Genomic DNA, 25,077 nt, shown 5'->3' on the forward strand with positions numbered 1-25,077 from the left:
CATGCCGACCGACACACTGACATCTCACGCCTCCAACATTGCCGTGGCCTACGTCAATGGCGTGGCCCTGAACCGCCCCGACGAAATGGTCGCGCCCGACGAACTGCGCCAGCGCGGTTGTACTGAACTGTTGCGCCAGGCCGCACAAGCCGCCGGACTCCTCGCCGACGACGATGCACCATCCTTTGACGGCGTTATCAGCGAATTGGCGGCACAGGCCATTGACAGCCTGATCGAGCAGCAACTGAAGGTGCCTGACCCGTCTGAGGAGGCCTGTCGGCGTCATCACGCTGCGAATCAGGGCACCTACCGCACGGGCGAAAAGGTGCGCGTGCGGCACATCCTGTTTGCGGTGACGCCGGGCGTTGATGTTGTGGCACTGCGCAAACGCGCGGAAGCCGCATTGCTCGACGTACGCTGCCACAACGGCGATATGGATCACTTTGCGGGCACAGCCCGCGAGTTGTCCAACTGCCCCAGTGGGGCCGAGGGTGGCGACCTGGGCTGGCTGAGTGCCAGCGACTGCGCCCCCGAATTCGCCCGTGAATTATTCGGCCACATCGAAGTGGGTGTGTTGCCACGTCTGGTGCACAGCCGCTTCGGACTGCACGTTGTGGAAGTGCTGGAACGCGAGTCCGGCACTGCGCAGCCGTTTGAGTCGGTACGCGGCGCGGTGACGATGTCGCTGCGACAACAGGCGTATGTCACCGCACTGCGTCAGTACCTGCGCCTGCTGGCCGGTGCGGCCCGTCTTGAAGGCATCGACCTCGACGCGGCCGACACGCCTCTGGTCCAGTAACCCCACCAAGTCGGGCTGGCGGACTTTGCGGCAGATACCCGCGTCAGCTCAGTATCACAGGCTGTCCCTGGCGGTCGAACGGGATAAAGGATCCCAGCAAACCGGCCTTGATGGATTCCACCATGCGCTGCAAAGGCACCTCCGCATCCTCGCTGGTCGGTGCCAGTCCACCGCTTCCTGCCAACGCAGCGACAAACACAATGGCCCATTCATGTCCGAACTCGCGCGACTCCTCGACCAGTGCGGAAAACGTATCCAGTTCTTCCGGCATCTTGTCCACACACATGAGCGGCGTCAATGCGCCCCCCATTCCCGACTGAAAGCGGGAATGTTGTTCTGGTGTGGCGTCATCCGGCAGGTCAGCACCCGAGAATACAAACAGCAAGCGCTGCGGCTCGACCTGCTGTCGGGTCGCCAGCAACAAGTCGTCAAAGCTCGAAATCATCATCGGTTCTCTCCACTGAATTGAGGTTCGGCGAATGCCACAAAAATGTCTTTCCTGTTCTCTGGAGACGTCGGCCGCCCAAATGACCTGGTGCTCAAGCTGGGCGAGGCCCTCAGGAGGTGAGACACCATGGCGCCGTATTATGCGCAAAGCCCATCCACAATGCCCAGCCCGAGCTGGCCGCCAGCGCCATGCCCGCCACACGGACGCCCCAGCGGCCCGAGCCATCGCCACGCAGGTGCAGCAGCAGCCAGGGGCCGGTCATGAGTGAGACGCTGCTGCCGAGCGCAAAAAGCGCCATGACCGCTGCGCCTTCCAGCGGGCGGCTGGTCAATGCGGCCACCAGCAACGCCGAATAAAGCAGGCCGCACGGCAGGAACGTCCATAGCGCGCCGATCGCCAAGGGGCCGCCGTGCCCCCACGCTGCGTTGACTGCCCTGACCTTGCTCCAGACCTTGCGGGCAGGCGCCTCCAGCCAGACCGGCTGGCGGGCCCGCCACAGCAAGGCCAGTCCCATCACGACGGCCGCCACATGAAAGAGCGTCCAGGCCGGTCGCAGCGCTGCAGATTGGGTACTCAGCCAGCCAACCCCCTGCAGCGAAGCGGCTGCAACCGCACCCAGTGCGGAGTAGCCCAACAGCCGCCCCAGCTGGAATGCTCCCATGGCGAGGGATGGGCGCGCACCGGCCGCCTGCCCAAGGCCCGCGCAGGCGGCACCGCACATGGCAAGGCAGTGCGGTCCGCCCACCAGGCCCATCAGCAATGCGGTCACGGCAAGCGAGGTTTGCATGGACGCGCTTCAGATGATTCTGGAATACCGCGCGCGGTTGCGGTCCGCCTGCAAATAGCGGTCAAAGACCATGGCCACGGCCCGCACAAAAAACCAGCCACGGGCAGTGACCTGGAGACCTGCGTCGCCGAACACCACCAAACCCTGCTCCTCCAGCGCCCGCAGGGCTTCGAGCTCGGCGGCAAAGTAGCGCCGGAAATCCAGCAGGAACGCCAGCTCGATCGGCTCAAACTGAAGCTCCCCCTGGCACATCAGTGCCATGATGACCGCGCGGCGCACCAGATCGTCGCGGTTCAGCGCCAGGCCCCGTACGATAGGCAAACGCCCCTGATCCAGATGGTCGTAATACTCGTTCAGGGTCTTGGCGTTCTGGCTGTAGGTGGCCCCGATGCGGCCAATCGCAGACACGCCCAGCGCAATAAGGTCGCAATCGGGCTGCGTGCTGTAGCCCTGGAAGTTGCGGTGCAGCCGCCCCTGGCGCTTGGCCACCGCCAGGGCGTCGTTCGGCAGCGCAAAATGATCCATGCCTACATAAACATAACCAGCATCCAAAAAGGCCGAAATTGAGCGAGACAGCATTTCGACCTTGGCGGCCCCCGCGGGCAAATCCGCCGTGACAATGCGACGCTGCGGCTTGAAGCGCTCCGGCAGGTGGGCATAGGCATACAGCGCGATGCGATCCGGCCGCAGCTCGACCACCTGGGCCAGCGTGCGGTCGAACGACTCGGGCGTTTGTTGCGGCAAACCGTAGATCAGATCCACATTGACCGACTCAAATCCCTGCTGCCGGGCGGCCTCCACCAGCGCAAACACCTGTTCGGCGGGCTGCACACGGTGCACGGCCTTCTGGACCGCCGGATCAAAGTCCTGAACCCCGAAGCTCAGGCGGTTGAAGCCGAGTTCCGCCAACGTCGCCAGACGCGAGGCATTCACCGTTCGCGGATCGATCTCGATGGAATACTCACCCCCCGGAGCGAGCGAGAAACTGCGCCGCAACATGACCATCAACTCGCGCAGCTCGGCGTCATTGAGAAAGGTCGGGGTGCCACCACCCAGATGCAATTGGCTAACGACCTGGCCGCCGCCCAACTGCGCCGTATGAAGATCGATTTCACGACTCAGGTAACGCAGATAGGGTGCTGATCGCTCGTGGTGTTTTGTAATAATCTTGTTGCAGGCACAGTAGTAACACAGTGACTCGCAAAACGGGATATGCACATAAATCGATAGCGGCAACGCCATCGCGGCGCCCCCGTTGCGGCGCTGCTTGAGTGCCAGCTCGTAGTCGTCTACGGTGAACGCCTCGACAAAGCGATCTGCTGTCGGATATGAGGTGTAGCGCGGCCCCGGCACATCAAATTGGGCAAGCAGCTCGGGCGAAACAACATTCATCAACGACATCCTCTTCTTGCATGCCCAACTGTGCCGTCAATTGCCCGAAAGTTGATTGACATAAGTCAACCTGAGGCGATACTTGCTCGTCAACAATTGAGCCACATCAGGAGGGCAGCATGTTTATTCCCATTGCCGAACCAACAAAGGAGCCCGTCGCAGTTTTCAAAGGTGGCGTCGTGCCGCTCAACATGAAGCCGCAAACCATCAAGGTCGCCTGCTCCAACTGCAACCTGCGGGAGTTGTGCATGCCCCTGGACCTGAATGCCGAAGAATTGCGCCGTATCGACGAGCTGGTGACCACGAGGCGCAAGGTCAAGCGCGGGGCCACATTGTTCCACAATGGTGAGAAGTTCAACTCGCTCTATGCCATTCGCACCGGTTTCTTCAAAACCTGTGTGGCGGCCGAGGACGGGCGCGATCAGGTCACGGGCTTCCAGATGGCCGGAGAAGTCGTTGGGCTCGACGGCATCGTCAACGATCATCACACCTGCAATGCCATCGCACTGGAGGATGCCGAAGTCTGCGTCATGCCATTCGAGCGGATCGAGGAGCTGTCGCGCGAAGTCAATGCCCTGCAGCGCCATGTCCACAAGATCATGAGCCGCGAGATCGTGCGCGAGCACGGGGTCATGCTGCTGCTGGGCAGCATGCGGGCCGAAGAGCGCCTGGCGGCATTTTTACTGAATCTGGCGCAGCGCCTGCATGCACGCGGCTTCTCGCCATCCGAGCTGGTACTGCGCATGACGCGCGAAGAAATTGGCAGCTACCTCGGCCTCAAGCTCGAAACGGTCAGCCGCACATTCTCGAAATTTGCGGAAGACGGCATCGTCGAGGTCAGGCAGCGCCATATCCGCATACTCGATGCGCCCGCCTTGCAACACATGGCCCATCCCGTGGCCTGCCACTAAACCGGCGCGCCGACACCGGCCAGGGTTCAGTGATTGACCTCGGCCGCTGACATCGCCAGCAGCGCGGTCAGCGCGCTCGACACCATGGTAATGACCCAGAAGGCGAAGAACGCGAGGGTGTAAACCCCCAGACTGGACATTGCGACCGGCTGGCCAAACCAGCGCAGGTCTTGCGGATCCACCATAGCAAACACCAGCGTCTCCAGCGCGCCGGCCACCAGAAATGCCGGCCATACGATCCACATCAACCGTCGCGTCCACATGCTCTTCTCCCGTTGCTGGTGCACCGCCGCACCTCAGGGTTTGGCCGCCACGGGCGCCTTGGGCACAGCCCCGAGCGTAGCCCGGTCGCGGTGGGTTTCGACTCTTTGGTGGTAGTAACTGTCTTCCACCGGGTCGGGGAAGGCGACGGCAAGGTAGGCCAACGCGAAACTGACCATGACCATCAAGGCAGGGCCCGCAATCACCATCCAGAGAAGGCCAAATTTCCACCAGGGTCGCCGCGCGCAATCGTCTTTCATATTGACTCCTTACCGGGGGACCAGAAACGCAGATTTTTCGACCAGCCGCCCCGGTGAATCCAGCGCCTCGATGGCCAACCGGATCGGGTGGGATCCCGCCGGGGCCGCATCCGGGGGAAGCTGCAGGCGCAGCGCCACCCAGCGCGACTGCGTTGCATCGACCATCACGGTGTCGTCGGTCACCACGCTCAATCCCGGCAAGCCGGTGGCCGTGATGCGGTAGCGCTGGGCCGACTCGGTGGCATTCATGATCTGGAGCTGGTACACATTTTCCACCAGGCCGCCGTTCACGACGCGCGCCAGCGTGCCCCGATCCCGCACCACATCCACCCGGAACGGGGTGCGCATCGCCAGGTTGAACACCACGGCCAGGGAGATGGCGGCCAGGATGGCGCTGTACACCAGGACCCGTGGACGCAGTACCCGGCGCCATATCTGCGTGCGCGACCAATGCTGCTCGATGGCATTTTCGGTCGAGTATTTGATCAGCCCGCGCGCGTAGCCCATCTTGTCCATCACTGTGTCGCACACGTCGACGCAGGCTCCGCAACCGATGCATTCGTATTGAAGCCCTTTGCGGATGTCGATGCCGGTGGGACACACTTGCACACACAGCGTGCAGTCAATGCAGGCGCCCAGATCGAGCGTCGCCGGGTCGGCACTGCGTGCGCGCCGGCCCCGTGGCTCTCCGCGTGCGGTGTCATAGGTCACGATCAGTGTGTCCCGGTCGAACATCGCGCTCTGAAAGCGGGCGTAGGGACACATGTATTTGCAGACCTGCTCGCGCATGAACCCGGCGGCGCCATAAGTTGCAAACCCATAAAAGAACGTCCAGAACACTTCCCAGGACGTCACCTGGGCATGCAGAAATTCAGTCCCAAGCGCCCTGATCGGCGAGAAGTAGCCGACGAAGGTGAAGCCCGTCCACAACGACAGGGCAATCCACACGAAATGCTTGCTGCCTTTGCGCAGCAGCTTGTTGGCCGACGGGGGCGCCGCATCCAGCCGCATGCGCGCCATGCGATCGCCTTCGAGCTTGTGCTCGATCCACAAAAATATTTCGGTGTAAACCGTTTGCGGGCAGGTGTAGCCGCACCATAACCGCCCGGCAACCGCTGTAAAGAGGAACAATGACAGCGCCGAGATCACGAGCAGGCCCGTCAGGTAGATAAAGTCCTGCGGATACAGCACCAGCCCGAAAATGTAAAACCGGCGTGTCCCCAGGTCGAACAAAACGGCCTGGCGCTGCCCCCAGTCCAGCCACGGCAGGCCGTAGTACACCAACTGGGTCAAAGCCACCATGACCCAGCGCCAGCGGGTGAACAAACCGACGACGCTGCGCGGGTAAATCTTCTTCTGGGCCTCGTACAACGAGTGCATGGCAGGGCCAGGTTCAGCGGGGCCGCCTTTTGGCGCGGACTGCACCGTGATCGGGATGATCTTTCTCGTGCTCGGGTCGGACATGGTCAAAAGGCGTGCCAGGCGATCACCAGACAGCCTACCGGGAGACAGGGGATGGCTTGTTGGACAACCCCCAGACATAAGACGCAAGCACATGAATTTGGGGCTCGGTCAGCCTGTTTTCCTGCGCCGGCATCTGGTTCGTCATGCCGTTGTTGATCATCGCCACGATCGCCTTTTCGCCATACCCGTGGAGCCAGATGTCATCAGTCAGGTTCGGCGCGCCGATGGCCTGATTGCCCTTGCCATCGGCGCCGTGACAGGCGGCGCAGACCGCAAATTTTGGCTTGCCAAGCGCGGCCCGAAGCGAGTCATGGGGGCTCCCCGACAGGCTCAGGACATACTGGGCCACGTTCTTCACATCGTCCGCCGAGCCCACGGCGGCGGCCATGGGCGGCATGTTGCCGATCCGGCCATGAGTGATCGTTTCGATGATCTTGTCGGGCGTGCCGCCATACAGCCAGTCGCTGTCCGTCAAATTGGGGAAGCCATTGCCGCCGCGCGCATCCGATCCATGACATTGGGCACAGTTGTTCATGAACAAGCGCTCGCCAATCGCCATGCCCTGCGCGTCAGCCGCAACATCTTCAGGCTTCATGCTGGAATACCTGGCATACAAGGGCGCCACTTCTGCGTTGCCTTTGCTCACCTCGGTTTGATACTGGCCGCGCGAGGTCCAGCCCAGCAGGCCCGGATACGTTCCGAGTCCCGGGTACAGGGCCAGATACACCAGCGCAAACACAACGGTGATGATGAACAACCCGACCCACCAGCGCGGCAAGGGGTTGTTCATTTCGCGCAGGTCGCCGTCCCACACATGGCCCGTCGTGTTGTCACCGGCCGTGTTCGCCTTGGCCTTGCCGCTGAACCACAGCAGCAGCAAGCACGCCACGATCCCGATGAGGGTGATGGCCGCGACATAGACCGACCAGAAGTTGCTTGTGAAATCACTCATTTGTTGATTGCCTTTTCGCGGTTACTCAATCCTGCTCGAACGGCAAATTGGCTGCTTCCTCGAAAGCCTTCGCATTGCGCCCCAAACAGGCCCAGACCATGATGCCGATGAAGGTGGCAAAGCTGATGAGGTAGGCGATGGCGTGCACGGTGTTGGCACTCATGAGGTGATCTCCCTGATGGTTATTTGAGGGCAAGGCCCAAGCCTTGCAGATAGGCAATCAACGCTTCCATTTCGGTCTTGCCCCTGACCTCCTCCGCGGCGCTGGCAATCTGGGCATCGGTATAGGGCACGCCCACGCTGCGCAGCGCCTTCAGGTGCCCGGGCAGCGCATCGGCATCCACCTTGCTGGTGGCCAGCCAGGAATACGCCGGCATGTTGGACTCAGGCACCACATCGCGCGGATTGTTCAGATGGATGCGTTGCCACTCGTCGCTGTACTTGCCGCCGACACGAGCCAGGTCCGGTCCGGTGCGCTTGCTGCCCCATTGAAACGGGTGGTCATAGACCGATTCACCGGCCACCGAGTAGTGGCCATAGCGCAGGGTTTCAGAGCGGAACGGACGGATCATTTGCGAGTGGCAGCCATAGCAGCCCTCGCGCAGATAGATGTCAAATCCCGCCTGCTGCAGCGGCGTGCGCGGATGCACCCCCTCGATCGGCTCGGTGGTGGATCTCTGGAAAAACAAGGGGACGATCTCCACCAGCCCGCCAACGGCCAGGACCAGCAGGATCATCACGATCATCAGGAAGTTGCTGGTCTCGATCCTCTCATGGGAGAAACCGCCGGCATTGTTGTTGTTCGACATGATGCGTTTCCTCAGGCGTGCGCCGCGGCGGCGGGAATGGTGACATTGACCGAACGACCCGCGGCCACCGTCTTGAACGTATTCCAGAGCATGACCAGCATGCCGCTGAGGTACAGCAGGCCGCCCAGCATGCGCAACACGTAGAACGGATACGTTGCCTTCACGCCTTCGACAAAGGTATAGGTCAGCGTGCCGTCGGGATTCACGGCGCGCCACATCAGGCCCTGCATCACGCCGGCAATCCACATGGCGGAGATGTAGGCCACGATGCCGACGGTCGCGATCCAGAAATGCAGCTCGATGGCCTTCACGCTGTACATCTGCCTGCGCCCGAACACGCGCGGAATCAGGTAATACATGCTGCCCATGGTGACCAGGCCGACCCAGCCCATGGCCCCCGAGTGCACGTGGCCAATGCCCCAGTCGGTGTAGTGCGACAGCGCATTGACGGTCTTGATCGACATCATCGGCCCCTCGAACGTGCTCATGCCGTAGAACGAGAGCGAGACGATCAGGAAGCGCAGGATCGGGTCGTCACGCAGCTTGTGCCAGGCGCCCGACAGCGTCATGATGCCGTTGATCATGCCGCCCCAGCTGGGCGCCAGCAGAATCAGCGAAAACACCATGCCCACCGATTGCGCCCAGTCCGGCAGCGCCGTGTAGTGAAGGTGGTGCGGGCCCGCCCACATGTAAGTGAAGATCAGTGCCCAGAAGTGCACGATGGACAGCCGGTACGAGTAAATCGGCCGCTCCGCCTGCTTCGGAATGAAGTAGTACATCATGCCCAGGAAACCCGCCGTGAGCAAAAATCCCACCGCGTTGTGGCCATACCACCACTGAACCATGGCGTCCTGGACGCCGGAATAGGCTGAGTAGGATTTCATGAACCCGGCCGGAATGGCCGCGCTGTTGACCACGTGCAAGAGCGCAATGGCGATGATGTAGGCGCCGAAAAACCAGTTGGCCACATAGATATGGCGGACCTTGCGGGTCCCGACCGTACCAAAGAACACAACGGCGTACGCCAGCCAGACCAGGGTAATCAGGATATCAATGGGCCATTCCACCTCGGCATACTCCTTGCCTTGCGTATAGCCCAGAGGCAGCGAAATGGCCGCCGCCACGATGACGGCCTGCCAGCCCCAAAAAGTGAATGCCGCAAGCTTGTCGCCGAACAGCCGAACCTGGCTGGTGCGCTGCACCACGTAGTAGGAGGCGGCAAACAGGCCGGACCCCCCAAACGCAAAGATCACCGCATTGGTGTGCAGCGGGCGCAGCCGGCCGTAGCTGAGCCAGGGAATGCCCATGTTGATATCAGGCCAGATCAGTTCGGACGCGATGAACACGCCAACCAACATGCCGACGACACCCCAGATCACCGTCATGATGGCGAATTGCCGCACCACCGTATCGTTGTATTCAGTTGCCTGCCTGTTTGGCAAATTCATCAAATTCCCCTCGAATTAGTGGCTTCGTTTCGAGTTTCGGAGAACGATGTTGTTTTGAATTTGAGGCATATCAAGGGCATTCAAGAATCGTGGAGAATTCGCTCGCCTTCCGCCTCGATGTCATCAAATTGCCCACGATGCACGGCCCACCAGAGCGCGCCCAGAATGACGAACACCAGGACGACAGACAACGGAATCAGCAAAAACAGGATGTCCATCAACTTGCCTTCAGCGGTTTGGGGTCGCTCGACAGGCGCAAAGCGTTGAGCACCACGATCAGGGAGCTCAGGGCCATACCGAGCCCGGCAAGCCAGGCCGGCAGCCAGCCCAGTACCGCCAGAGGGATGCAAACGGCGTTGTAGATCGCGGCCCACGCCAGGTTTTGACGCACGACGCGCATCGTGCGGCGCGCGAGCCGCAAGGTCTGCGCCACAGGCTCCAGCCGGTCGCCCATGACCACGAAGTCGGCCTGCGCCTGCGCCAGCGGAACCGCCTGGCCAACCGCAAATGACGCATGTGCGCCTGCCAGCACGGGACCATCGTTGAGGCCATCACCCACCATGGCCACCTTGCGGCCGCGCTGTTGGGCTTCGCGCAAAAATGCCAGCTTGTCCGAAGGAGAACAACCGCCCCTGGCCTGCTCAATGCCGACTCGCGCCGCAAGGCGCGCCACAGCCAGAGGCGTATCGCCCGACAGCAGACAGACGTCGATCCCGTCGGCCCGCAGCGCCTGCAGCATCGCCTGGGCATCGGGACGCACCGCCTCGGTCAGCTCGAACGTGGCGAGCCAACCTAGCCCATCGCTCAGACAGGCGTGCAATGCCTGCACCGCGGGCACCTGCACGCCACAAAACGATGCCGAGCCCAGGCGCAGCCATGCCGCAGCAGCGCCAGCACCCCGGCGCACCGGTCCTGACAGCCCCCGCCCCGCGACTTCGTCGACCGAGTCGGCGACCCATTCGCCGATTTGCGCATGGGCCAGCCCGGCCGCTACCAGCGCGCGCGATACCGGGTGCAGCGAATGCTGCGCGAGCGCGCCCGCCATGCCGAGCGCCCACGCTTCACTGACGCCGTCACGGGTGCGGGTGGCGCACAGCACCATGGCGTCGCTGGTGAGCGTGCCGGTCTTGTCGAATACGACGGTATCGATACCGGCGAGAGTCTCCAGCGCCTGCAGGCGGCGCACCAGAACGCCGCGGCGCGCCAACGCACCGGCCGCCGCCAGCATGGCGGCCGGCGTGGCCAGCGACAAGGCGCAGGGGCAGGTCACAATCAGCACCGCCACGGCCACCATCAGTGCATGGCCCGGATCGCGCGGCCACCAGAATAGGCAGGCGCCCGCAGCCGCCAGCAGCACGGCGACCAGGAATGGCCTGGCAATGCGATCTGCCAGCCGCGCCAGCGCGGGCTTGTCGAGCGATGCACTCTGCATCAATGCCACGATCTGGGCGAAACGTGTGCCCTCGCCGGTATGCTCGACCCGCATCTGCACGGCCGCCGACAGGTTGTGGCTGCCCGCCATCACCCGCTCGCCCGCGCAGCGGGGCACAGGCCGCGACTCGCCGGTCAGCAGGGCTTCATCGGCCAGGGTCTGGCCCTGCGTCAGAACGCCATCGGCAGGAAAGGACTCGCCGGGCAAGACACGCACGACATCGCCGGCGATCAGGCGGCGAACGGCGACACGTTCAAAGCGGCCATCCGGGCATCGGCGCTGCACGCTGTCGGGCAGGCGATTCATCAAGGCCTCCAGCGCGCCGGCGGTGCGATCGCGCAGGCGCAGTTCAAGCCAGCGCCCCGTCAGCAGGAAAAACACGAACATCGTGAGCGAGTCAAAGTAGACCTCGCGACCGAAAATGCCCGCGGCATCGAACGTGCCCATGCTGCTGACGGCAAACGTCACCGCGATGCCGAGCGCCACCGGCAAGTCCATGCTGATGCGGCGATGCAGCACGTCGCGCAGCGCACTGGCGAAAAACGGACCGCACGAAAACAGCATCACGGGCAGCGTCAGCACCCATGAAGCCCAGCGCAGCAGCCCGGCGGCGTCCGGCGTCATGTCTCCCGGGCGGGCCACGTACGCCGGCAGGGCGTACATCATGACTTGCATCATGCACAGACCCGCCACCAGCCAGCGCCACAGCGCCTGGCGACTCTCGCGCCGGCGCCGCTCGCTGGCAAACGCGTCATTCGCAGGCAGCGCCTGATAGCCGGCTTTTTTGATGGCCTGTATCCAGCCCGACGGCTGCACCCGCTCGGCGGACCAGATCACCCGGGCCCGGTGACTGGCCGCGCTGACCTGCGCGCTGGCGACACCCGGTACCGCCAGCAGCGCACGCTCCAGCGTCAGGGCACAGGCCGCGCAGTGCATCCCTTCGATGATGACGCTGGACTCCCAGGAAGCGGCGCCCGAGCCGGCCGGCCGGCTGAATGACGACCATTCCTGCGGGTCGTCGAGCAAGCGCAAAGACTCGCACGGAACCGCAGTCGCGCCCGGGATTGGAAGGCTGACAGACTGCATGTTGGCAAGCCTACAAGGCATTGCACACGAGGGGCTTGACCTGAATCAACACAAAAGCCAATGTCCGCGATACCCTTGAATCATTTCCAACCCAAGAGCCCGCTCCATGTACCAACGCATTCTTGTCGCCACCGATGGCTCGCCCTTGTCAAGCAAGGCCGTCTCCAGCGCCATCGAATTGGCCCTGTCGCTGGGTGCGGAGCTGGTGGCACTGAAAGTCGTGCCACGCTACCCGCAAAGCTACTTTGAAGGCTCGCTGGCGATCGGCCCAGAGGAATTGGCGCGGGTTGAAACGCAATGGGCCGAAGAAGGCCAGGCCGTCGTGGATGCGGTCAAAACTACAGCGCTGGCCAGCGGCGTGCGGGTCAAGGCGGTAACAGCCAGGTCCGATCTGGTGGCCGAGGCAGTGATTTCGGCCGCGAAGAAATACAAGTGCGACTTGATCGTGATGGCCTCGCATGGCCGGCGCGGCATCAAGCGCCTGCTGCTGGGCAGCGAGACGCAGCATGTGCTGACGCACTCGCATATTCCGGTGCTGGTTCTAAGGTAAATCGGTCGTAAGCCCATATTGCATCAGCGCATCACGCTATGCTTAGCATAGCAAACCAATCCATCAAGCGAACCCGTGAATACGGAGCGCTGTCACTAGAACGCCATCTGCCAGTGCCATTGCGACCCTCTTTTTAACGGTATCTCTGTTTTCGGTACCCTGAGCGCTGGCGGGGATCGAAACTTAGGCTACAGGCCGCATGAACACTAGGCTTTCTGTTTCACATTATTGGAACTACCAACAAAAATACCAACATTTCTCGAAGTGTCCCCGGTTGTTGCAGGATTGGGACGCATAGTCGGGCCGCCAACGCATCCGCTTCAGATCACCCGCCGATGCGTCCAGCCTAGACCACAGTATGCGGGTGTAATCCTATGCCGCCGGTCGGCGCCTGATCACACGAGATACCGCTGTCCAGTCCGCGTGACGCGATCAAAAGTGAAAACGTGGTCTTGCGGCGCCTCGCCACAGCACCCAAAAAGACGCCTGGAATTCACACCCACCCCATATCGCAGCTCGATCGTGCCGGCGCAGACAGGGCAGATGCCGCCATAGCGCACCAGCCGGAGATACCGGTGCTTGTCATCTTTCGCCATGTCGAGCTGAGCAGGGTCTTCCTTGAGAGCGTACAGAACGACCGCCGCCGGAACAATCCGGTCCTCCAGCAACCAGAGGCAAGGCCGAATGAGCAGCCTCCAGCATATCCAGCATGTGCAGATCAGCATCAAGGCAAGCATGAGATCGCTGGTGAGCAAAGGACGGTTGATCAGCCTCATGCTCCAGAGCAGATAAACGCAAAGCATCAAAAAGAGAACCGGCCCCAGCATCAAAATGCCCCACACCAGGCCCCGGGCGGACAGCGTCACAAACGCTCCCTGTCCCAGTAGAAGGCGCCCGACAAAGCTGAGCTTGATCTCGCCGGGTGGGGTGAACTCGTATGTCAGATCCGGTTCAACCGTACCGGAACCGGTTTCGGATGGGTTGGCCGCCGTCAACCCGCCAGGCTGAGCGTCGTCACCCACTGGATTGAGGGCTTGGATGCTCAGATACCAAGGCGCTCGATGGCGCCCTGTTGACTTCCTTTGTTCGATGGTCAACGCCTGATCGTGTCCCCGGGCTCTGAAATAGGCATCCAGGTCGGCCTGCCGAGCATCCAGATACTTTGGCACGGCGGCGCGATTGAACCAACGCTTGGCCGCCTCGTAGTCCCAATTACGTTCAGGTTGACAGGCCTCGGCCAGCTCCAGCACATCGAATTCACGCTGCGTCGGATCGGAGCTGTGGTCGATGTCAACTATCTTGACCGCTCGGCGACAACTATTCTGGCCGGTGGAAGCGGGGAATGAATTTGATTGTTTATGTGGTTGAGTGAACCTTTCGCACAGGCGGGGCATGCCCCGCCTGTGCGGCGCGGCGACGGTAGCTCTGCACGTTCATCTCCAGAATGGTCGAGTGATGCACCAGCCGGTCGACGGCAGCCAGCGTCATGGCTGGCTCCACGAACACCTCGCCCCACTGCGAGAACGGGGTGTTGGCGGTGATGGCCAGACTCTTGCGTTCATAGCGTTCGGATATCAATTCAAACAGCACCGAAGTCTCGGCCTGGTCGCGCCGCACGTAGCTCAAATCGTCCAGAATCAGCAAGTCAAACCGGTCCAGCTTGGCCAGCTCCTGCGGTAGACGCAAATCACGCCGCGCCGCCTGCAAGCGTTGCACCAGGTCGGAGCAGCGTGTGAACAACACCCGTCGACCTGTATCAATCAAGGCATGCCCCAATGCACATACCAAATGGCTTTTGCCTACGCCGGGCGGCCCGAACAACAGAACGTTGGCGCCCCGGTCTATCCATTCGGTGCCCTCAGTCAACGCCATGACCTGTGCTTTGGACACACTGGGCACAGCGGTGAAGTCAAAGCTGGAGAGCCGTTTGTCCGGGCTCAGAGCGGACTCATTGCGGTGGCGGTCGATGCGCCGAGCCTCGCGCTCGTTGATTTCGTGTTCCAGTAAGGCCTCCAGCAACCGGTGTGCGGGCCAGCCCTCGGTGTCGCACTGTGCGCACAGGTCACCGGCCAACCGTTTGATGGTGGGCAGACGCAAATCCGTGAGCATCATGCCCAGACGGGGCGAAGTTGGAATAACTGTAGTTGTCGTTGTTGACGCTGTAATTGACGCCGTGCTCATAGGGCCACCTCAAACAGGTCGTCATAAACGGCCAGCGTTGGCAGTGTCACGACCACCTGTGGGACATCTCCTTTGGGCGGTGCCAGCAACTGAGTCAAGGCGTTGAGGTCCGGCAATTGGTCCAGCTCAATTAACTGCTCCAGTTCCTGGGCCAATTGGGCTTCATGCCCGTCAGCGGCCAGGACCAGCAGGCCCACCATTGTTTTGCAAGCTTCGCGTTCAGGCCTTTGGGCGGCCAGTCGCTCCCATGTCTGGCGATACACCGCACGAGGGAAGGCGGCATCGCGCAGCACCCAGCGGGCAAATGCACCAGGCTTGCGTTTCAAAGCACCCACCAAATGCCGGTAGTCGATTGCGCGCCCAACGCGCTGCCCCTGAGCAGGCCTTGCCCTTGGTAACTTGAGGACGCATTGGCCGCCCAGCCAGCACTCCACATGCTGGGCATACTGGCGCACCATCAGCCGGTGACCAATGAGCTGGCTCGGCACGCTGTATAGAACCCCCTTGAGGGTGAAGACGGCGTATTTGCTGACCCTGGCAGGAATCTCTTCAAACTCGGCGGTGCGGCGCACCGGCAAGGGTTTGAGCATGGCGCGCTCGGTGACCAGGAACTTGGCCGCACGCGCATTCATGCGTTGAACGATGGTATCGACAAACGTTTCGTAATCACTGCGCGCATCAAAGCTGCGACTGCCACGCAGACGCAATGCCTGGTCCAGTGCCGTCTTCAGGGAGTTGTTGCGTGATTCAATGGAGCCGTTCTCGTTGGATTGGCCCGGGTTGCAGCGTGTGGCACGCAGCCCGTAGTGGCTGCACAGGTCGGCGTAGCGCTGGGTGAGCGCCTCTTGTTCGGCCAGATTGTTGAATGCTGCCGACAGGCTGTCGGTGCGGTGTTCTTCGGGAACGCCGCCCAAGGCCCACAGAGCTGCCTGCAGTCCGGTGGACAGTGCCATGAAGCTCTCGCCGGAATCGATGACCGTGACGTGGCGCCAACCGGAATAGGCCAGTGCAAATTGATACAGGCGGTGGGCAAACACAGCGCCGTCAATCTCCACATTCAGGTCGTCGGCTACGGTGAAGTCCGACAGGCCTTGGCGCCCCGGTGGATGTTCCTGGGCAAAGTAGACCTCGCGCTCGCAACCAAACTTGGAACGCCATAGGCGTATGCGCCGCTGCAGGGTGCGCAGCACGCTGGTGTCCCAGCGGCCTGGATAGCGGCGCTGGAGTTCTTCAAGCAGGGTGACGGCATTGAGCCTGGCATCGGCTTGCAGCAGGGGCACGACCTCACTGTCCCAAACGGAACTCAGCGGGTCTTCCCGGGTACGCCAGTTTCGTGCGGGACGTTGCGAGGGCAGGCTTTGCGCGTCTTCGATGCGCCGGGCGCTTCTCTCACTGATGCCGGCTTTGGCGGCAGAAGCTGCCTGGCTGAGCTTGTTGCGGTGTTGCTTGTACTTGTGCACTTGGTGGTCCGTGATTCTCTTGCCGGGCATGCCGCCTACCTTCGATATCTGTTCGAAGGTCCAACGGTAGCCCCGCCTCCCGGACCCGCCCGGTGTCGGCCTCTACCCGGCCAACATAGTTGTCGTCAACCGGCCAGGGTAATTGTCGTCAACCAGAGCTGTCCGCCCGTTTGAGCGAATCGCGGGCCAAGGCATCCACGATGCGCCAAGCGTGTATCTCGGAACGATTTTCATTCAGCCAGTCGATCAGGCATTGAATCAGCGCTTTCATAACCCCCCTTGAACCGGTATGCGGATGGTTGCGGGCTGGTTCCAGCCCCAGCAACCCGGAACACTGAGAACCACCCCATACCTAGTTTTACAAGGAGTGTTTCATGTCTTCTCTTTTTGGTCTCAACGAGTTTAATCATCTTGTTCATGTCGGCGAGGTCGACCGCGGCCTGGCCTGTCAGTGCCGCTGCGTCGTGTGCGAAGAGCCGCTGGTCGCGCGCCAAGGTAACGTCCGGGGGCATCATTTCGCCCATGCCTCCAACCGGGAGCCGTGCGACTCCAGCCACGAGTCGCTGCTGCACCGGTATGCCAAACAGCTGATTGTTCAAGCGCGAGGCCTGGTCGCTCCGATGACGCCAGCGGTCGCCCATTTCCTGGGCATCAATGATCAACAGCCGGTGGAGTTACTGCAGTCGCTCTCGTCCGTCCAGGAGGAGGTGACGATCGGCACTATCAGACCGGACCTGCTCGTGGTGACCCCCGATGGGGTGGAAGTCGCCATCGAAATCGCGTATTCATCGTTTTGTGACTTGATCAAAGTCGCCGCATTTCAGAGCCTGAACCTGCCGGCACTGGAAATTGACCTGAGCCGCTTTACCCCAGACAACTTCGATCCGGTCGCGGTCAAGGAGGCTGTCATTCGGTCTGTGACAGAGAAAGCCTGGGTCTGGCCGACCGAGCCGCCACCCGTCACCGACACATCACCAACCCCCGATATGCCACCTGTGCCCATCGTCAAGAAGCACCTGCCCGAGGAAATCATCAATTTCTCAGGGCGTTGGGTGTCCGTCAAGCAGTTCCCGAGCGGCGACATCGCCGTCCGGGTTGTTGCCTACGATCCCGACCTGGTATCACTGGTGCGAAGTGTGGCTAAAGCCCATGGCGGCCGATATAACCCCCAGTACAAGACATGGAATGTGCCTCGCTGGAGTGCGCGCATGGTTAGGCGGCACCTGAGTGACCATGCCCAGAGTTTGCAGATTTCCATGGGGAAAACATCCCCCTAATGCAGTGCGCCATACTGTTCTGTCCCTATCCAGCGGTGATGGCGAGGGTACCTTTTACCCGCGAGACCTTTGCCAGGATGTTCTTGGCGCTGGCGGTCCAGATAAACGGCTTCGGATCGATGTTGGGATGGGCGACATACAGATCGGTGGCCAGTTCCAGTTCTGTAACGCTGGTGATACTGTCACGCTTAATGCGCTTGTCGGTGATGTCGCGAAAGAAGCGCTCGACCATGTTCAGCCACGATGCGCTGGTCGGGGTGAAGTGCATGACGAAGCGCGGGTGGTCGTGGCCCCCCAGGCCTAGGTGCTCGGACGGCGTGCGGGTGCTCCAGTGGGTGGCGTTGACCGGCTTGTCATGCAGCTTGGCATGCACGATCCGCGGCTCTACTTCGACCGTGACGAGCCTGTCCTGAATTTTGTGTTTGAGGCATAAATATGACCTACAGGACCATTTATGCCAAGCAAGACGAAATTGAAGAATGCGGCCATCGCGGCCAAGAGTGCGGCGCTGCCGAAGATCCCCAAGGAACTGATTGACCAGTTTGTCACTGGTCCGATGACCGGGGAGGCCGTGAATGCGGCCTCCATGGCCTTCAAGAAAGCCCTGATCGAGCGCGCCATGGGCGCCGAGCTGGGCCATCACCTGGGCTACGCTGCCGGCGCCGCCAGGCCCGATGCAGGGGCCAACCAGCGCAACGGGCGCAGCGCCAAGACCGTGCTCACCGGCGAAGGGCCGGTGCGCATCGAGGTGCCGCGCGACCGCGACGCCAGCTTCGAGCCGATCCTCATTCCCAAGCACGAGCGGCGCTTCACCGGATTCGACGACCACATCATCGCCATGTACGCGCGCGGCATGACCATGCGCGAGATCCAGGGCTTCCTGCTGGAGTCCTACGGCACCGAGGTTTCCGCCGAATTCATCAGCAGCGTGACCGAGGCTGTGATGCTTGAGGTCACGGCCTGGCAGGCCCGCCCGCTCGAGCCGCTGTACCCGGTGGTGTTCTTTGATGCCCTGCGCGTGAAGATCAAGGAGGATGCCGTGGTGCGCAACAAGGCCATCTACCTGGCCCTGGGCGTGTTGCCCGACGGCACGCGCGACATCCTGGGGTTGTGGATCGAGGGCACCGAGGGCGCCAAGTTCTGGATGAAAGTGTTCAACGACCTCAAGACCCGGGGTGTCAATGACATACTGATCGCCGTCACTGATGGCCTCAAGGGCATGCCCGAGGCCCTGGCTGCCGTGTTCCCGGCCACCACACTGCAGACCTGCATCGTGCATCTGATCCGCAACAGCCTCGACTACGCGACCTGGAAGGACAGAAAGGCGCTGGCCGCAGCGATCCGGCCGATCTACACCGCGCCCAGCGCCGAGGCGGCGCAGGCCGAGCTCGATGCTTTCGAGACGGGAGCGTGGGGCCGCAAATTCCCCACCGTGGTCGCCTCGTGGCGTCGAGCGTGGGCGCACGTCATTCCCTTCTTCGCCTTCCCGCCGGCGGTGCGCAGGGTGATCTACACCACCAACGCGATCGAGAGCGTGAACGCGCGCCTGCGCAAGATCATCAAGACGCGCGGGCACTTCCCGAGCGACGACGCGGCCACGAAGCTGATCTGGCTGGCACTGCGCAACATCACCGTTGGTTGGGGCCACGCGGCTCGCGACTGGAAGGAGGCAATGAACCAATTTGCGATCCTCTATGAAGATCGCTTCACGAAGGTTGCCGCTTAAGATGTGGCACCGACTTGCCCACCGCGGCGTGCGTTCGTCGCAAGCGACGCTCGCCGCCGTGGACAAGTCTACCCAGCGCCTTGAACACAAAAATTCAGACAGCCCCACCGTGACCGTGGCAGGTCGACCCGTGCGCGCCCCGTCCTTGCGAAGCGCATCAATCCCCCGTCTAGGAAGCGCTGGCGCCCCAATGCCACTTGGCGGCGATCCAGTTCCTCGTTGACCGCGATGTCCTTGTTGTGCCAGCCTTCGGCGGCTAGCAAAACCACGAGCGCCCTCTGTTGAGTCCGAGCCTCCACTCGCCGGCGCTATGCCAACACACGAATCTCCCACTCGGTGTGCTCATCCAGTTCAATTGTCTTGGCAACGCGCATCACTCCAGCCTCATGGGTGACTGGAATAGCCCAGCGCAAATAAGTTCTATAGCTCCACGCGCAGTGCACTCGTTTTGAACCCCCTCCCTAGCCTTCAAGGACTCGTTCAAGTAGGGCCTGTCCGGTCGTGCCCTGGTTCTGGGACCCGTTGGGGCGCTCAGGGCGAATGATCTGTTAAGGCCGGCCCCGCTTCACGATCCGACTGCCGCACCAGAAAGCAAGCGGCCACGACAGCAGCAGCGAAACCGGACGCCGCGCCAACGCCCAGCGCCCAGCGGGGGCCGAACGTGTTGGCCACCCAACCAACGATCGGCGCGCCGATCGGCGTGCCCCCGAGCGCGACCCCGACGCGCAGCGCCATCACCCTGCCGCGCATGGCGGGCTCGGTCGAGAGCTGCATGAGGCTATTCGTGGTGGTCATGAGGGTCAGAGCGGACACGCCAATGATGACGAGCGCGCCGGCGAAATACCAATAGCTGGGAGCAATGGCAGCCAACGTGCAGCCGACCCCGAAACCCACGGCGCCGACCAGCAGCAGACCGAATCGCGGTCTGTCGCGGCCGGCACCCAATAGCGCGCCCGCCACCGTACCGATGGCCATGATCGACGACAGCAGGCCATATCCGCGGGCGTCGGCATGAAAAATCCCCACCGCCATGGTCGATATGAAGATCGGGAAGTTCAGGCCGAAGGTCCCGATCAGGAACAGCATGACCAGGATGGCCTTGAGGTCTGGGCGCCCCCGCACGTACCGGAACCCATCGGTGAAGCTACCCCGGATGCGCTGGGCCCTGGCATTCGGACGCAGCTCGGAGCGGTGAAGGCATGCCAGGGAGATCAACACGGCCACGAAGGAGACGCCATTGATCAGGAAGGCCCAGCCGGTGCCGATGGCGGCGATGATCATGCCCGAGACGGCCGGACCGATCATCCGCGCGGCGTTGAACGAGGTCGAGTTGAGCGCCACCGCATTGTGCAGATCAGCGTCGCCGACCAGCTCCGCGACGAAGGTCTGACGCACCGGTGCGTCGAAGGCCGCCGCGCTGCCGAACAGGAAGGCGAAGATGTAGACATGCCAGAGCTCGATGACGCCAGTGACGGTGAGTATCCCCAGGGCCAAGGAGAGGAAGCCCATCGTGGCTTGCGTCACCATCAGCAGCTTGCGCTGGTTGAAATGATCAGCGGCGAAGCCCGTCCAGGGCAGCAGCAGAAGCTGCGGCCCGAATTGCAGTGCCATCACCAGGCCGACGGCCGAAGCATCGTGATGCGTGAGCTGAGTGAACACCAGCCAGTCCTGGGCCGTTCTCTGCACCCAAGTGCCGATGTTTGAGATGAAGGCGCCGGCGACCCAGACTCGATAGTTGAAGCCGCGCAGGGACCGAAAGACGCCCGCAAAAGGAGCCCTCATTGGCGCTCTGACATGTTGCCGCCGTGGAAGCGGCCAAAGTGCCGGGCGTGAAAGAGCGCGATCAGGAGCGCGCCAATGCCACAGGCAAGGACATCGCCTGTGTTCCTCCATCCAAAATCACCGACACGGCAGACGAGGACATAACCTACGACGATGTTGAAAAACCCCCAGAGCACGTTGACGGTCGACGAAGACAGCCCCTGCCCTGGCGGCTTGGCGAACGGGCTCTGAAACGGCCTGCCCATCATGCCGCTGACGATATGAGGGATCGCGTTCGCCAGGAATGCGCCGCCGAAGAAGTAGGACAGGAGATGAAGCCCCGGCATTTCAGGCGCTCCTGTTGCGCAGGAGTTCGATGATCTCTTGGGTCGTGCCCATCTCGCCGAGCCGCGGAAAGACATTCCTGATGCTGTAGTCGTGCGCCTGCGAACGCGGGTCGGCCATGGCGTCGAGGGCGAGGGTGACATTGAAGCCCGCCTCATAGGCTTGGCGCGCCGTCGCTTCCACGCCGGTCCCGGTAGCCACGCCTGTCACCACCACTTGGGTGACGCCCAGCGCTTTCAATTGCGCTTCGAGATCGGTGCTGGCGAACACGCCCCACGTCCGCTTTGTCACGACGATGTCGCCAGGCTGTTGGTTCAGCTCCGGGATCAGGTCGGCCCAGCCTTGGGGCCGGGGGCCTGATTGGCGTGGCGGCTGTTCCGTGCGGCCTGGCGCCCCGCCGACGACGTTGACGAGCACCACCGGCAGGCCGCGCTCGCGGAAAGCGTCGGCCAGGGCGCGCGATCGCTTGATGACATCACCCATGGAGTGGGTGTCGGGTACGAGGCCGATGATGCCCTTTTGCAGGTCGACGATGATCAGGGCAGTGTTCGCGTCAAGCGTGGTCAGCGCCATAGGGATTTCCTTTGAAAGGTTTAGCTACCCCGGTCGGACGATCCGCCAGAGCATCAGTCATCGAGGAGCCGCTTGAGCAGTTCAATGGCCTTTGCGAGTTCGGTTTGTTCCTGCGGGGAAAGCCGGGACCGGATGGTGCGGGACAGCCAATCCTGCCGCGCGGCTCGCCCGTCCTGAACCCGTTTGCGACAGGCCGCCGTCAGCGAAAGATGGGTTTGCCGGCCGTCACTGGGGTCGGGCGCCCCGCTGACCAATCCAGCACCTTCCAGCGCAGCGATGAGCGAGCCCATGGACTGCGGTCGCATGCCTTCCGCTCGCGCCAGGGCGGAAGCTGTCGCCGGGCCGTCCTTCTCAAGGCGCAATAGCACGGACACTTGGGACGGCGTCAGATCTTCTCCCTGCGCTTGCTCGCGCAGGCGGCGCTTGAGCTTGCCGAGCAAGGCGCGCAGGTCCTGCGCCAGGGCTGAGGCACGCATGATTTGCTGAGCGTTTGGCAAGGCATCCATGTCAGACAGTTTAACATATAGACAGCCAAACTGTAAAGATTGTCTGTCTAATTTACTTTACTATCCTGCGGTGGCGGTGGCATCGAGAGGAGTCAATTGTGGGCTGTGCGGTCACGGTCAGTCCCCCTCGCCCGGCGCGTACTCGCGCGCGGTGAAGGCGCTGGACGCGGCCAGTGCAGCGCGGCGCTCGGGATCCAGCGCCACCGGCGAGAACCCGTTGCCGTTGCCCTTGGCGATGGCGTGCAGCAAGGTGGCCAGCGGGTCGGTCTTTTGCTGGTTGTCCCGCTCGTACAGGCCCAGGTGCCGGGCCAGCTTCTCCAGCGCGTCCATCTTGGAGTGCATCAGCACCTCGATGCCGTACTTGCCCTGCCTGGCGCCGGCGTACAGCGCCAGCGCGCGCGCCGACAGGGTGCGCGTATCGCCCAGCACGACACGGGCCTGCCCGTCACCGTGGCACTCGGGGCATCCGGTGTGCGGCGCCTTGATGGGGTTGTAGCCAATGCCGCCCTGCTCGTCCCAGTCCTCGATCGGCTTGCCGCTGTTCAAGTGCTTCTCGCGCTCGTTGTTGAACTCGGACAGGGTGCGCTGCAACTTGTGGCCTTCGCCCCAGCAGTAGCGGCAGCAGCCGACTTTCACCTGCACCAGGTCGCGGGCGTCGGCGATCATGATGTGCCAGGCCTCCAGCATCACGCGGTCGGCATCGATCTGCGTGCGCTCCTGCTGCGCCTTGCGGGCGGCGGCGATGGCGCTCTGAATCTGAGGTTTTCTGAGGTACTCGTAAGCAAGTTCTGCCGCCGAGTTCGCCCGGTAGCCTGCCCGAATCGCCGCCTGCGTCCCGTTCAGGTCGATCATGTATTCGTCTACAAACTTCTGCTGCTTGGGCTTCAAGGTCAAGACATGCCTTGCGGGGTCGCCATCCTCATTGATGGCTGTACGCTTCATGGGTACCTTGGGACTGGACGTGGCAACGCCCGCAGCCTTGTGACGGGGTGCGAGCGCCGGTGCCTTCTGCGGGCGGGGTTTGGGGGGGATGGATTTTTTCCCCGTCGGTTTTGCTGCCATGCCCCGATGATTCCGGACCGTGGCCTGTGTGTCGAACCTTACAGGGGGTGCGGACGCACTAACGATCCGGTACTTCACGCGCAAGCGCGGCAGCCAGTTCGACGCAAAGATGAAGCACTGCGTATGCTGCGCCAGCATCGATCGGCACCCCTTTCAGGTGTTGCCCGAAGTTACCAAAGGCATGCACCGCATTTATCAGGAAATAGGTTCCTCTCGTAACACGCTTGGCGCACGGAGCGCTAATGCCTCCACCTGTCATGAGGTCGAGCAGGCGCAGTCGTTGGCCCCCGTCGGGGAACGTCGTCTCCCACTGGTTGACCCAGTCGCCCTCGTTACGCTTCCAGATTGCCATCCACTCGGAAGGTATCCGCTTGTCCGGAACCTCACCCTTCCAGATCAGCTCGAACGCCTGGTTCGCGATGCCACGGACGTTGCTGAGGAACACTTCCGGATGGTCGGGCAGGTCCTCGGTTCCACGTTCAAGGTAGCGTTTCAGCGCCGAGTCTATGCCGTTGAGCTGCCCGAGCCGGCGCTCCAGCACACCCCTGAGATTCTTCTGGAAGGCATCGGCCGTGCCGAATAATCGCACAAGCGCACTGCCCTCGTTCGGCTGCTCCTCTAAGTACCTGCCAAGCAAGCGGCTCGGGCTTTGCAGCTTGTTTGCCGCTGCATGCACGAACCCGCGCTCGATCAGTGTCTCCGCGTCAGCGGCCGCGATACCGGTCCTTGCGACAGAGCCTTCGTCTAGAACTCGCCGAATGAGATCCTGGCAACAAGGGGGGCAGTCGATCCAGAGTGCATCCAGTTCGTCACGCACCGCCGGGAATGCACTGTCGCACGCGGCTTTCATGGCTTCGGGGCTCACGGCACCCGTTGTGCCCATCTCGCAAACGGCGTTGAGGACGCCGAGCATGAGTACCGGGAAGCCGTTGCTGGCATTCCACAGCTCTGTTTGGGCGCCAGCCGCAAGCTGCTGTTCCGGCATCGTTGCCAGAACAGCCGTCAAGTCGTTCTCATCGAAGCAACCCACTCGCACTGGATTCGGTTCGAAGATGTTCCAAAAATCGCTGGTCTGAGCGTCTGGATGGCGGATCAAGTCGCGCAGCGTGCGACGACTGGCCGTCACCAGTCGCAGACTGGATTTGTGCGCCAGTTCTCGCAGCTGATCCCACAGGTTGCGCGTCAGCTGGCCGTTGGACAGCGGCTTGTCAAAGCCATCCATGATCGCCAGCACCTTGGCACTTTCGTCCTTCAGTGCGTTCAGTACCTCGGCAATGTCCTGGTAATGGTTGTCCTGAGTGTTCCTGAGATGATCAGCATAGTCGGGGTGGCTGGCCTTCAATGCAGCGGAGAGCTCACGCGCCAGCCGTTGCATGAACAGCGCATCAGTTTCAGGTGTTTGATGGCCAAGATCCCACACGAGGACGGCCGAATAGGTTGAGCCCGCCTGCCGCAAGCGCGCAGCCAGTTCATGCAGGATCACTGTCTTGCCCGCAAACCTGGGTCCGACCACTTGCAGATGATCCGGAGTCGCCTTGGTCAACGCGCCCGTCATCTTCTGCAGAATGGCTGCCCGCCCCAACATGG

The 25,077-nt window shown here is 62.2% G+C and carries 27 protein-coding genes and 1 pseudogene; 5 read left to right on the forward strand and 23 right to left on the reverse strand.

Translation table 11 applies throughout. The features are described 5' to 3' along the window. Nucleotide 1: 1 nt before the first annotated feature. Nucleotides 2-799: a peptidylprolyl isomerase gene (locus EUB48_RS19795; protein WP_142820788.1), complete on the forward strand. Its 798-nt coding sequence runs from the start codon at nt 2-4 to the stop codon at nt 797-799. Nucleotides 800-842: 43 nt separating this feature from the next. On the opposite strand, the gene EUB48_RS19800 is transcribed toward EUB48_RS19795, so the two are convergent. From EUB48_RS19800 to hemN, 3 genes are all read right to left on the reverse strand, one after another. After that, nucleotides 843-1,247 carry a ribonucleotide reductase subunit alpha gene (locus tag EUB48_RS19800; RefSeq protein WP_142820789.1) on the reverse strand — a complete coding sequence of 135 codons (405 nt, stop codon included), beginning with the start codon at nt 1,245-1,247 and terminating at the stop codon, nt 843-845. Between the two features lie 109 nt (nt 1,248-1,356). Continuing rightward, complete coding sequence (locus EUB48_RS19805; RefSeq protein ID WP_142820790.1) at nt 1,357-2,034, reverse strand: sulfite exporter TauE/SafE family protein; 678 nt, start codon at nt 2,032-2,034, stop codon at nt 1,357-1,359. A 9-nt stretch (nt 2,035-2,043) separates the two neighbouring features. Beyond that, nucleotides 2,044-3,426, reverse strand: coding sequence for an oxygen-independent coproporphyrinogen III oxidase (gene hemN, locus EUB48_RS19810; protein WP_142820791.1), 1,383 nt, complete (start codon nt 3,424-3,426; stop codon nt 2,044-2,046). A 191-nt stretch (nt 3,427-3,617) separates the two neighbouring features. On the opposite strand from hemN, the gene fnr reads away from it, so the two are divergent. Beyond that, nucleotides 3,618-4,337: a fumarate/nitrate reduction transcriptional regulator Fnr gene (gene fnr, locus EUB48_RS19815; protein ID WP_142821414.1), complete on the forward strand. Its 720-nt coding sequence runs from the start codon at nt 3,618-3,620 to the stop codon at nt 4,335-4,337. 26 nt (nt 4,338-4,363) lie between these two features. Here the strand turns inward: fnr and EUB48_RS19820 are convergent, their stop codons facing one another. The 9 genes from EUB48_RS19820 to EUB48_RS19860 form a co-directional block, all read right to left on the reverse strand. Beyond that, nucleotides 4,364-4,600, reverse strand: coding sequence for a hypothetical protein (locus tag EUB48_RS19820; protein ID WP_142820792.1), 237 nt, complete (start codon nt 4,598-4,600; stop codon nt 4,364-4,366). A 33-nt stretch (nt 4,601-4,633) separates the two neighbouring features. Continuing rightward, nucleotides 4,634-4,858, reverse strand: coding sequence for a FixH family protein (locus EUB48_RS19825; protein ID WP_142820793.1), 225 nt, complete (start codon nt 4,856-4,858; stop codon nt 4,634-4,636). Between the two features lie 9 nt (nt 4,859-4,867). Next, entirely contained in the window at nt 4,868-6,322 is a 1,455-nt protein-coding gene (ccoG, locus tag EUB48_RS19830; protein ID WP_142820794.1) for a cytochrome c oxidase accessory protein CcoG, read from the reverse strand. A 34-nt stretch (nt 6,323-6,356) separates the two neighbouring features. After that, nucleotides 6,357-7,274, reverse strand: coding sequence for a cytochrome-c oxidase, cbb3-type subunit III (ccoP, locus tag EUB48_RS19835; protein ID WP_142820795.1), 918 nt, complete (start codon nt 7,272-7,274; stop codon nt 6,357-6,359). A 25-nt stretch (nt 7,275-7,299) separates the two neighbouring features. Next, the gene (locus EUB48_RS19840; RefSeq protein WP_142820796.1) at nt 7,300-7,437 is read right to left on the reverse strand and encodes a cbb3-type cytochrome oxidase subunit 3; all 138 of its coding nucleotides are present in this window, start codon (nt 7,435-7,437) and stop codon (nt 7,300-7,302) included. A 19-nt stretch (nt 7,438-7,456) separates the two neighbouring features. After that, entirely contained in the window at nt 7,457-8,083 is a 627-nt protein-coding gene (ccoO, locus tag EUB48_RS19845) for a cytochrome-c oxidase, cbb3-type subunit II (protein ID WP_142820797.1), read from the reverse strand. Between the two features lie 11 nt (nt 8,084-8,094). Beyond that, nucleotides 8,095-9,531, reverse strand: coding sequence for a cytochrome-c oxidase, cbb3-type subunit I (ccoN, locus tag EUB48_RS19850; RefSeq protein ID WP_142820798.1), 1,437 nt, complete (start codon nt 9,529-9,531; stop codon nt 8,095-8,097). A gap of 80 nt (nt 9,532-9,611) precedes the next feature. Further along, nucleotides 9,612-9,749 (reverse strand): cbb3-type cytochrome oxidase assembly protein CcoS, encoded by a 138-nt coding sequence (gene ccoS / locus EUB48_RS19855; protein WP_142820799.1) that lies wholly within the window; start codon nt 9,747-9,749, stop codon nt 9,612-9,614. After that, entirely contained in the window at nt 9,749-12,049 is a 2,301-nt protein-coding gene (locus tag EUB48_RS19860; RefSeq protein WP_142820800.1) for a heavy metal translocating P-type ATPase, read from the reverse strand. Before EUB48_RS19860 ends, ccoS begins: the two co-directional genes overlap by 1 nt. 106 nt (nt 12,050-12,155) lie before the next feature. Here EUB48_RS19860 and EUB48_RS19865 point away from each other — a divergent pair, with 106 nt between their 5' ends. After that, nucleotides 12,156-12,599 carry a universal stress protein gene (locus EUB48_RS19865; RefSeq protein ID WP_142820801.1) on the forward strand — a complete coding sequence of 148 codons (444 nt, stop codon included), beginning with the start codon at nt 12,156-12,158 and terminating at the stop codon, nt 12,597-12,599. Nucleotides 12,600-12,994: 395 nt separating this feature from the next. On the opposite strand, the gene EUB48_RS19870 is transcribed toward EUB48_RS19865, so the two are convergent. The 4 genes from EUB48_RS19870 to EUB48_RS21875 form a co-directional block, all read right to left on the reverse strand. Then, on the reverse strand, nt 12,995-13,993 hold the full coding sequence (locus EUB48_RS19870; protein WP_142820802.1) for a hypothetical protein: 999 nt from the start codon (nt 13,991-13,993) through the stop codon (nt 12,995-12,997). Continuing rightward, complete coding sequence (gene istB, locus EUB48_RS19875) at nt 13,956-14,711, reverse strand: IS21-like element helper ATPase IstB (RefSeq protein ID WP_244618273.1); 756 nt, start codon at nt 14,709-14,711, stop codon at nt 13,956-13,958. Before istB ends, EUB48_RS19870 begins: the two co-directional genes overlap by 38 nt. Before the next feature lie 65 nt (nt 14,712-14,776). Beyond that, complete coding sequence (istA, locus tag EUB48_RS19880; RefSeq protein WP_142817645.1) at nt 14,777-16,270, reverse strand: IS21 family transposase; 1,494 nt, start codon at nt 16,268-16,270, stop codon at nt 14,777-14,779. 118 nt (nt 16,271-16,388) lie between these two features. Beyond that, complete coding sequence (locus EUB48_RS21875) at nt 16,389-16,511, reverse strand: hypothetical protein (RefSeq protein WP_274595959.1); 123 nt, start codon at nt 16,509-16,511, stop codon at nt 16,389-16,391. 103 nt (nt 16,512-16,614) lie between these two features. Between EUB48_RS21875 and EUB48_RS19885 the strand changes: the two genes are divergently transcribed. Next, on the forward strand, nt 16,615-17,517 hold the full coding sequence (locus EUB48_RS19885; RefSeq protein ID WP_142820803.1) for a competence protein CoiA family protein: 903 nt from the start codon (nt 16,615-16,617) through the stop codon (nt 17,515-17,517). Between the two features lie 25 nt (nt 17,518-17,542). On the opposite strand, the pseudogene EUB48_RS19890 reads toward EUB48_RS19885, so the two are convergent. Further along, nucleotides 17,543-17,800: pseudogene (locus EUB48_RS19890) on the reverse strand (IS630 family transposase); the annotation flags it as partial. 171 nt (nt 17,801-17,971) lie between these two features. Between EUB48_RS19890 and EUB48_RS19895 the strand changes: the two are divergent. After that, nucleotides 17,972-19,243 carry an IS256 family transposase gene (locus EUB48_RS19895; RefSeq protein ID WP_142818696.1) on the forward strand — a complete coding sequence of 424 codons (1,272 nt, stop codon included), beginning with the start codon at nt 17,972-17,974 and terminating at the stop codon, nt 19,241-19,243. Nucleotides 19,244-19,774: 531 nt separating this feature from the next. On the opposite strand, the gene EUB48_RS19900 is transcribed toward EUB48_RS19895, so the two are convergent. The 6 genes from EUB48_RS19900 to EUB48_RS19925 all read right to left on the reverse strand — a co-directional run bounded on the left by EUB48_RS19900 (nt 19,775) and on the right by EUB48_RS19925 (nt 25,075). Beyond that, nucleotides 19,775-21,025 carry an MFS transporter gene (locus tag EUB48_RS19900; RefSeq protein WP_142820805.1) on the reverse strand — a complete coding sequence of 417 codons (1,251 nt, stop codon included), beginning with the start codon at nt 21,023-21,025 and terminating at the stop codon, nt 19,775-19,777. Continuing rightward, entirely contained in the window at nt 21,022-21,351 is a 330-nt protein-coding gene (locus EUB48_RS19905; protein WP_142820806.1) for a hypothetical protein, read from the reverse strand. Before EUB48_RS19905 ends, EUB48_RS19900 begins: the two co-directional genes overlap by 4 nt. Before the next feature lies 1 nt (nt 21,352). Continuing rightward, nucleotides 21,353-21,922 carry an isochorismatase family protein gene (locus EUB48_RS19910; RefSeq protein ID WP_142820807.1) on the reverse strand — a complete coding sequence of 190 codons (570 nt, stop codon included), beginning with the start codon at nt 21,920-21,922 and terminating at the stop codon, nt 21,353-21,355. 53 nt (nt 21,923-21,975) lie between these two features. After that, a complete protein-coding gene (locus tag EUB48_RS19915; RefSeq protein WP_142820808.1) occupies nt 21,976-22,428 on the reverse strand; it encodes a MarR family winged helix-turn-helix transcriptional regulator in 453 nt (150 codons plus the stop codon). A gap of 117 nt (nt 22,429-22,545) precedes the next feature. Continuing rightward, nucleotides 22,546-23,370: a terminase small subunit gene (locus tag EUB48_RS19920; protein WP_244618274.1), complete on the reverse strand. Its 825-nt coding sequence runs from the start codon at nt 23,368-23,370 to the stop codon at nt 22,546-22,548. 178 nt (nt 23,371-23,548) lie between these two features. After that, nucleotides 23,549-25,075, reverse strand: coding sequence for a P-loop domain-containing protein (locus EUB48_RS19925; protein WP_210411664.1), 1,527 nt, complete (start codon nt 25,073-25,075; stop codon nt 23,549-23,551). Nucleotides 25,076-25,077 lie beyond the last annotated feature (2 nt).

Origin of the sequence: Rhodoferax sediminis (assembly GCF_006970865.1) — a bacterium.
Taxonomy (GTDB): Bacteria; Pseudomonadota; Gammaproteobacteria; order Burkholderiales; family Burkholderiaceae_C; genus Rhodoferax_A; species Rhodoferax_A sediminis.

Coding starts and splice junctions, on each gene's coding strand:
- EUB48_RS19795 (WP_142820788.1), top strand. CDS start 2: ATGCCGACCGACACACTGACATCTCACGCCTCCAACATTGCCGTGGCC.
- EUB48_RS19800 (WP_142820789.1), bottom strand. CDS start 1,247: ATGATGATTTCGAGCTTTGACGACTTGTTGCTGGCGACCCGACAGCAG.
- EUB48_RS19805 (WP_142820790.1), bottom strand. CDS start 2,034: ATGCAAACCTCGCTTGCCGTGACCGCATTGCTGATGGGCCTGGTGGGC.
- hemN (WP_142820791.1), bottom strand. CDS start 3,426: ATGAATGTTGTTTCGCCCGAGCTGCTTGCCCAATTTGATGTGCCGGGG.
- fnr (WP_142821414.1), top strand. CDS start 3,618: ATGAAGCCGCAAACCATCAAGGTCGCCTGCTCCAACTGCAACCTGCGG.
- EUB48_RS19820 (WP_142820792.1), bottom strand. CDS start 4,600: ATGTGGACGCGACGGTTGATGTGGATCGTATGGCCGGCATTTCTGGTG.
- EUB48_RS19825 (WP_142820793.1), bottom strand. CDS start 4,858: ATGAAAGACGATTGCGCGCGGCGACCCTGGTGGAAATTTGGCCTTCTC.
- ccoG (WP_142820794.1), bottom strand. CDS start 6,322: ATGTCCGACCCGAGCACGAGAAAGATCATCCCGATCACGGTGCAGTCC.
- ccoP (WP_142820795.1), bottom strand. CDS start 7,274: ATGAGTGATTTCACAAGCAACTTCTGGTCGGTCTATGTCGCGGCCATC.
- EUB48_RS19840 (WP_142820796.1), bottom strand. CDS start 7,437: ATGAGTGCCAACACCGTGCACGCCATCGCCTACCTCATCAGCTTTGCC.
- ccoO (WP_142820797.1), bottom strand. CDS start 8,083: ATGTCGAACAACAACAATGCCGGCGGTTTCTCCCATGAGAGGATCGAG.
- ccoN (WP_142820798.1), bottom strand. CDS start 9,531: ATGAATTTGCCAAACAGGCAGGCAACTGAATACAACGATACGGTGGTG.
- ccoS (WP_142820799.1), bottom strand. CDS start 9,749: ATGGACATCCTGTTTTTGCTGATTCCGTTGTCTGTCGTCCTGGTGTTC.
- EUB48_RS19860 (WP_142820800.1), bottom strand. CDS start 12,049: ATGCAGTCTGTCAGCCTTCCAATCCCGGGCGCGACTGCGGTTCCGTGC.
- EUB48_RS19865 (WP_142820801.1), top strand. CDS start 12,156: ATGTACCAACGCATTCTTGTCGCCACCGATGGCTCGCCCTTGTCAAGC.
- EUB48_RS19870 (WP_142820802.1), bottom strand. CDS start 13,993: ATGCCCCGCCTGTGCGAAAGGTTCACTCAACCACATAAACAATCAAAT.
- istB (WP_244618273.1), bottom strand. CDS start 14,711: ATGATGCTCACGGATTTGCGTCTGCCCACCATCAAACGGTTGGCCGGT.
- istA (WP_142817645.1), bottom strand. CDS start 16,270: ATGCCCGGCAAGAGAATCACGGACCACCAAGTGCACAAGTACAAGCAA.
- EUB48_RS21875 (WP_274595959.1), bottom strand. CDS start 16,511: ATGAAAGCGCTGATTCAATGCCTGATCGACTGGCTGAATGAAAATCGT.
- EUB48_RS19885 (WP_142820803.1), top strand. CDS start 16,615: ATGTCTTCTCTTTTTGGTCTCAACGAGTTTAATCATCTTGTTCATGTC.
- EUB48_RS19895 (WP_142818696.1), top strand. CDS start 17,972: ATGCCAAGCAAGACGAAATTGAAGAATGCGGCCATCGCGGCCAAGAGT.
- EUB48_RS19900 (WP_142820805.1), bottom strand. CDS start 21,025: ATGAGGGCTCCTTTTGCGGGCGTCTTTCGGTCCCTGCGCGGCTTCAAC.
- EUB48_RS19905 (WP_142820806.1), bottom strand. CDS start 21,351: ATGCCGGGGCTTCATCTCCTGTCCTACTTCTTCGGCGGCGCATTCCTG.
- EUB48_RS19910 (WP_142820807.1), bottom strand. CDS start 21,922: ATGGCGCTGACCACGCTTGACGCGAACACTGCCCTGATCATCGTCGAC.
- EUB48_RS19915 (WP_142820808.1), bottom strand. CDS start 22,428: ATGGATGCCTTGCCAAACGCTCAGCAAATCATGCGTGCCTCAGCCCTG.
- EUB48_RS19920 (WP_244618274.1), bottom strand. CDS start 23,370: ATGAAGCGTACAGCCATCAATGAGGATGGCGACCCCGCAAGGCATGTC.
- EUB48_RS19925 (WP_210411664.1), bottom strand. CDS start 25,075: ATGTTGGGGCGGGCAGCCATTCTGCAGAAGATGACGGGCGCGTTGACC.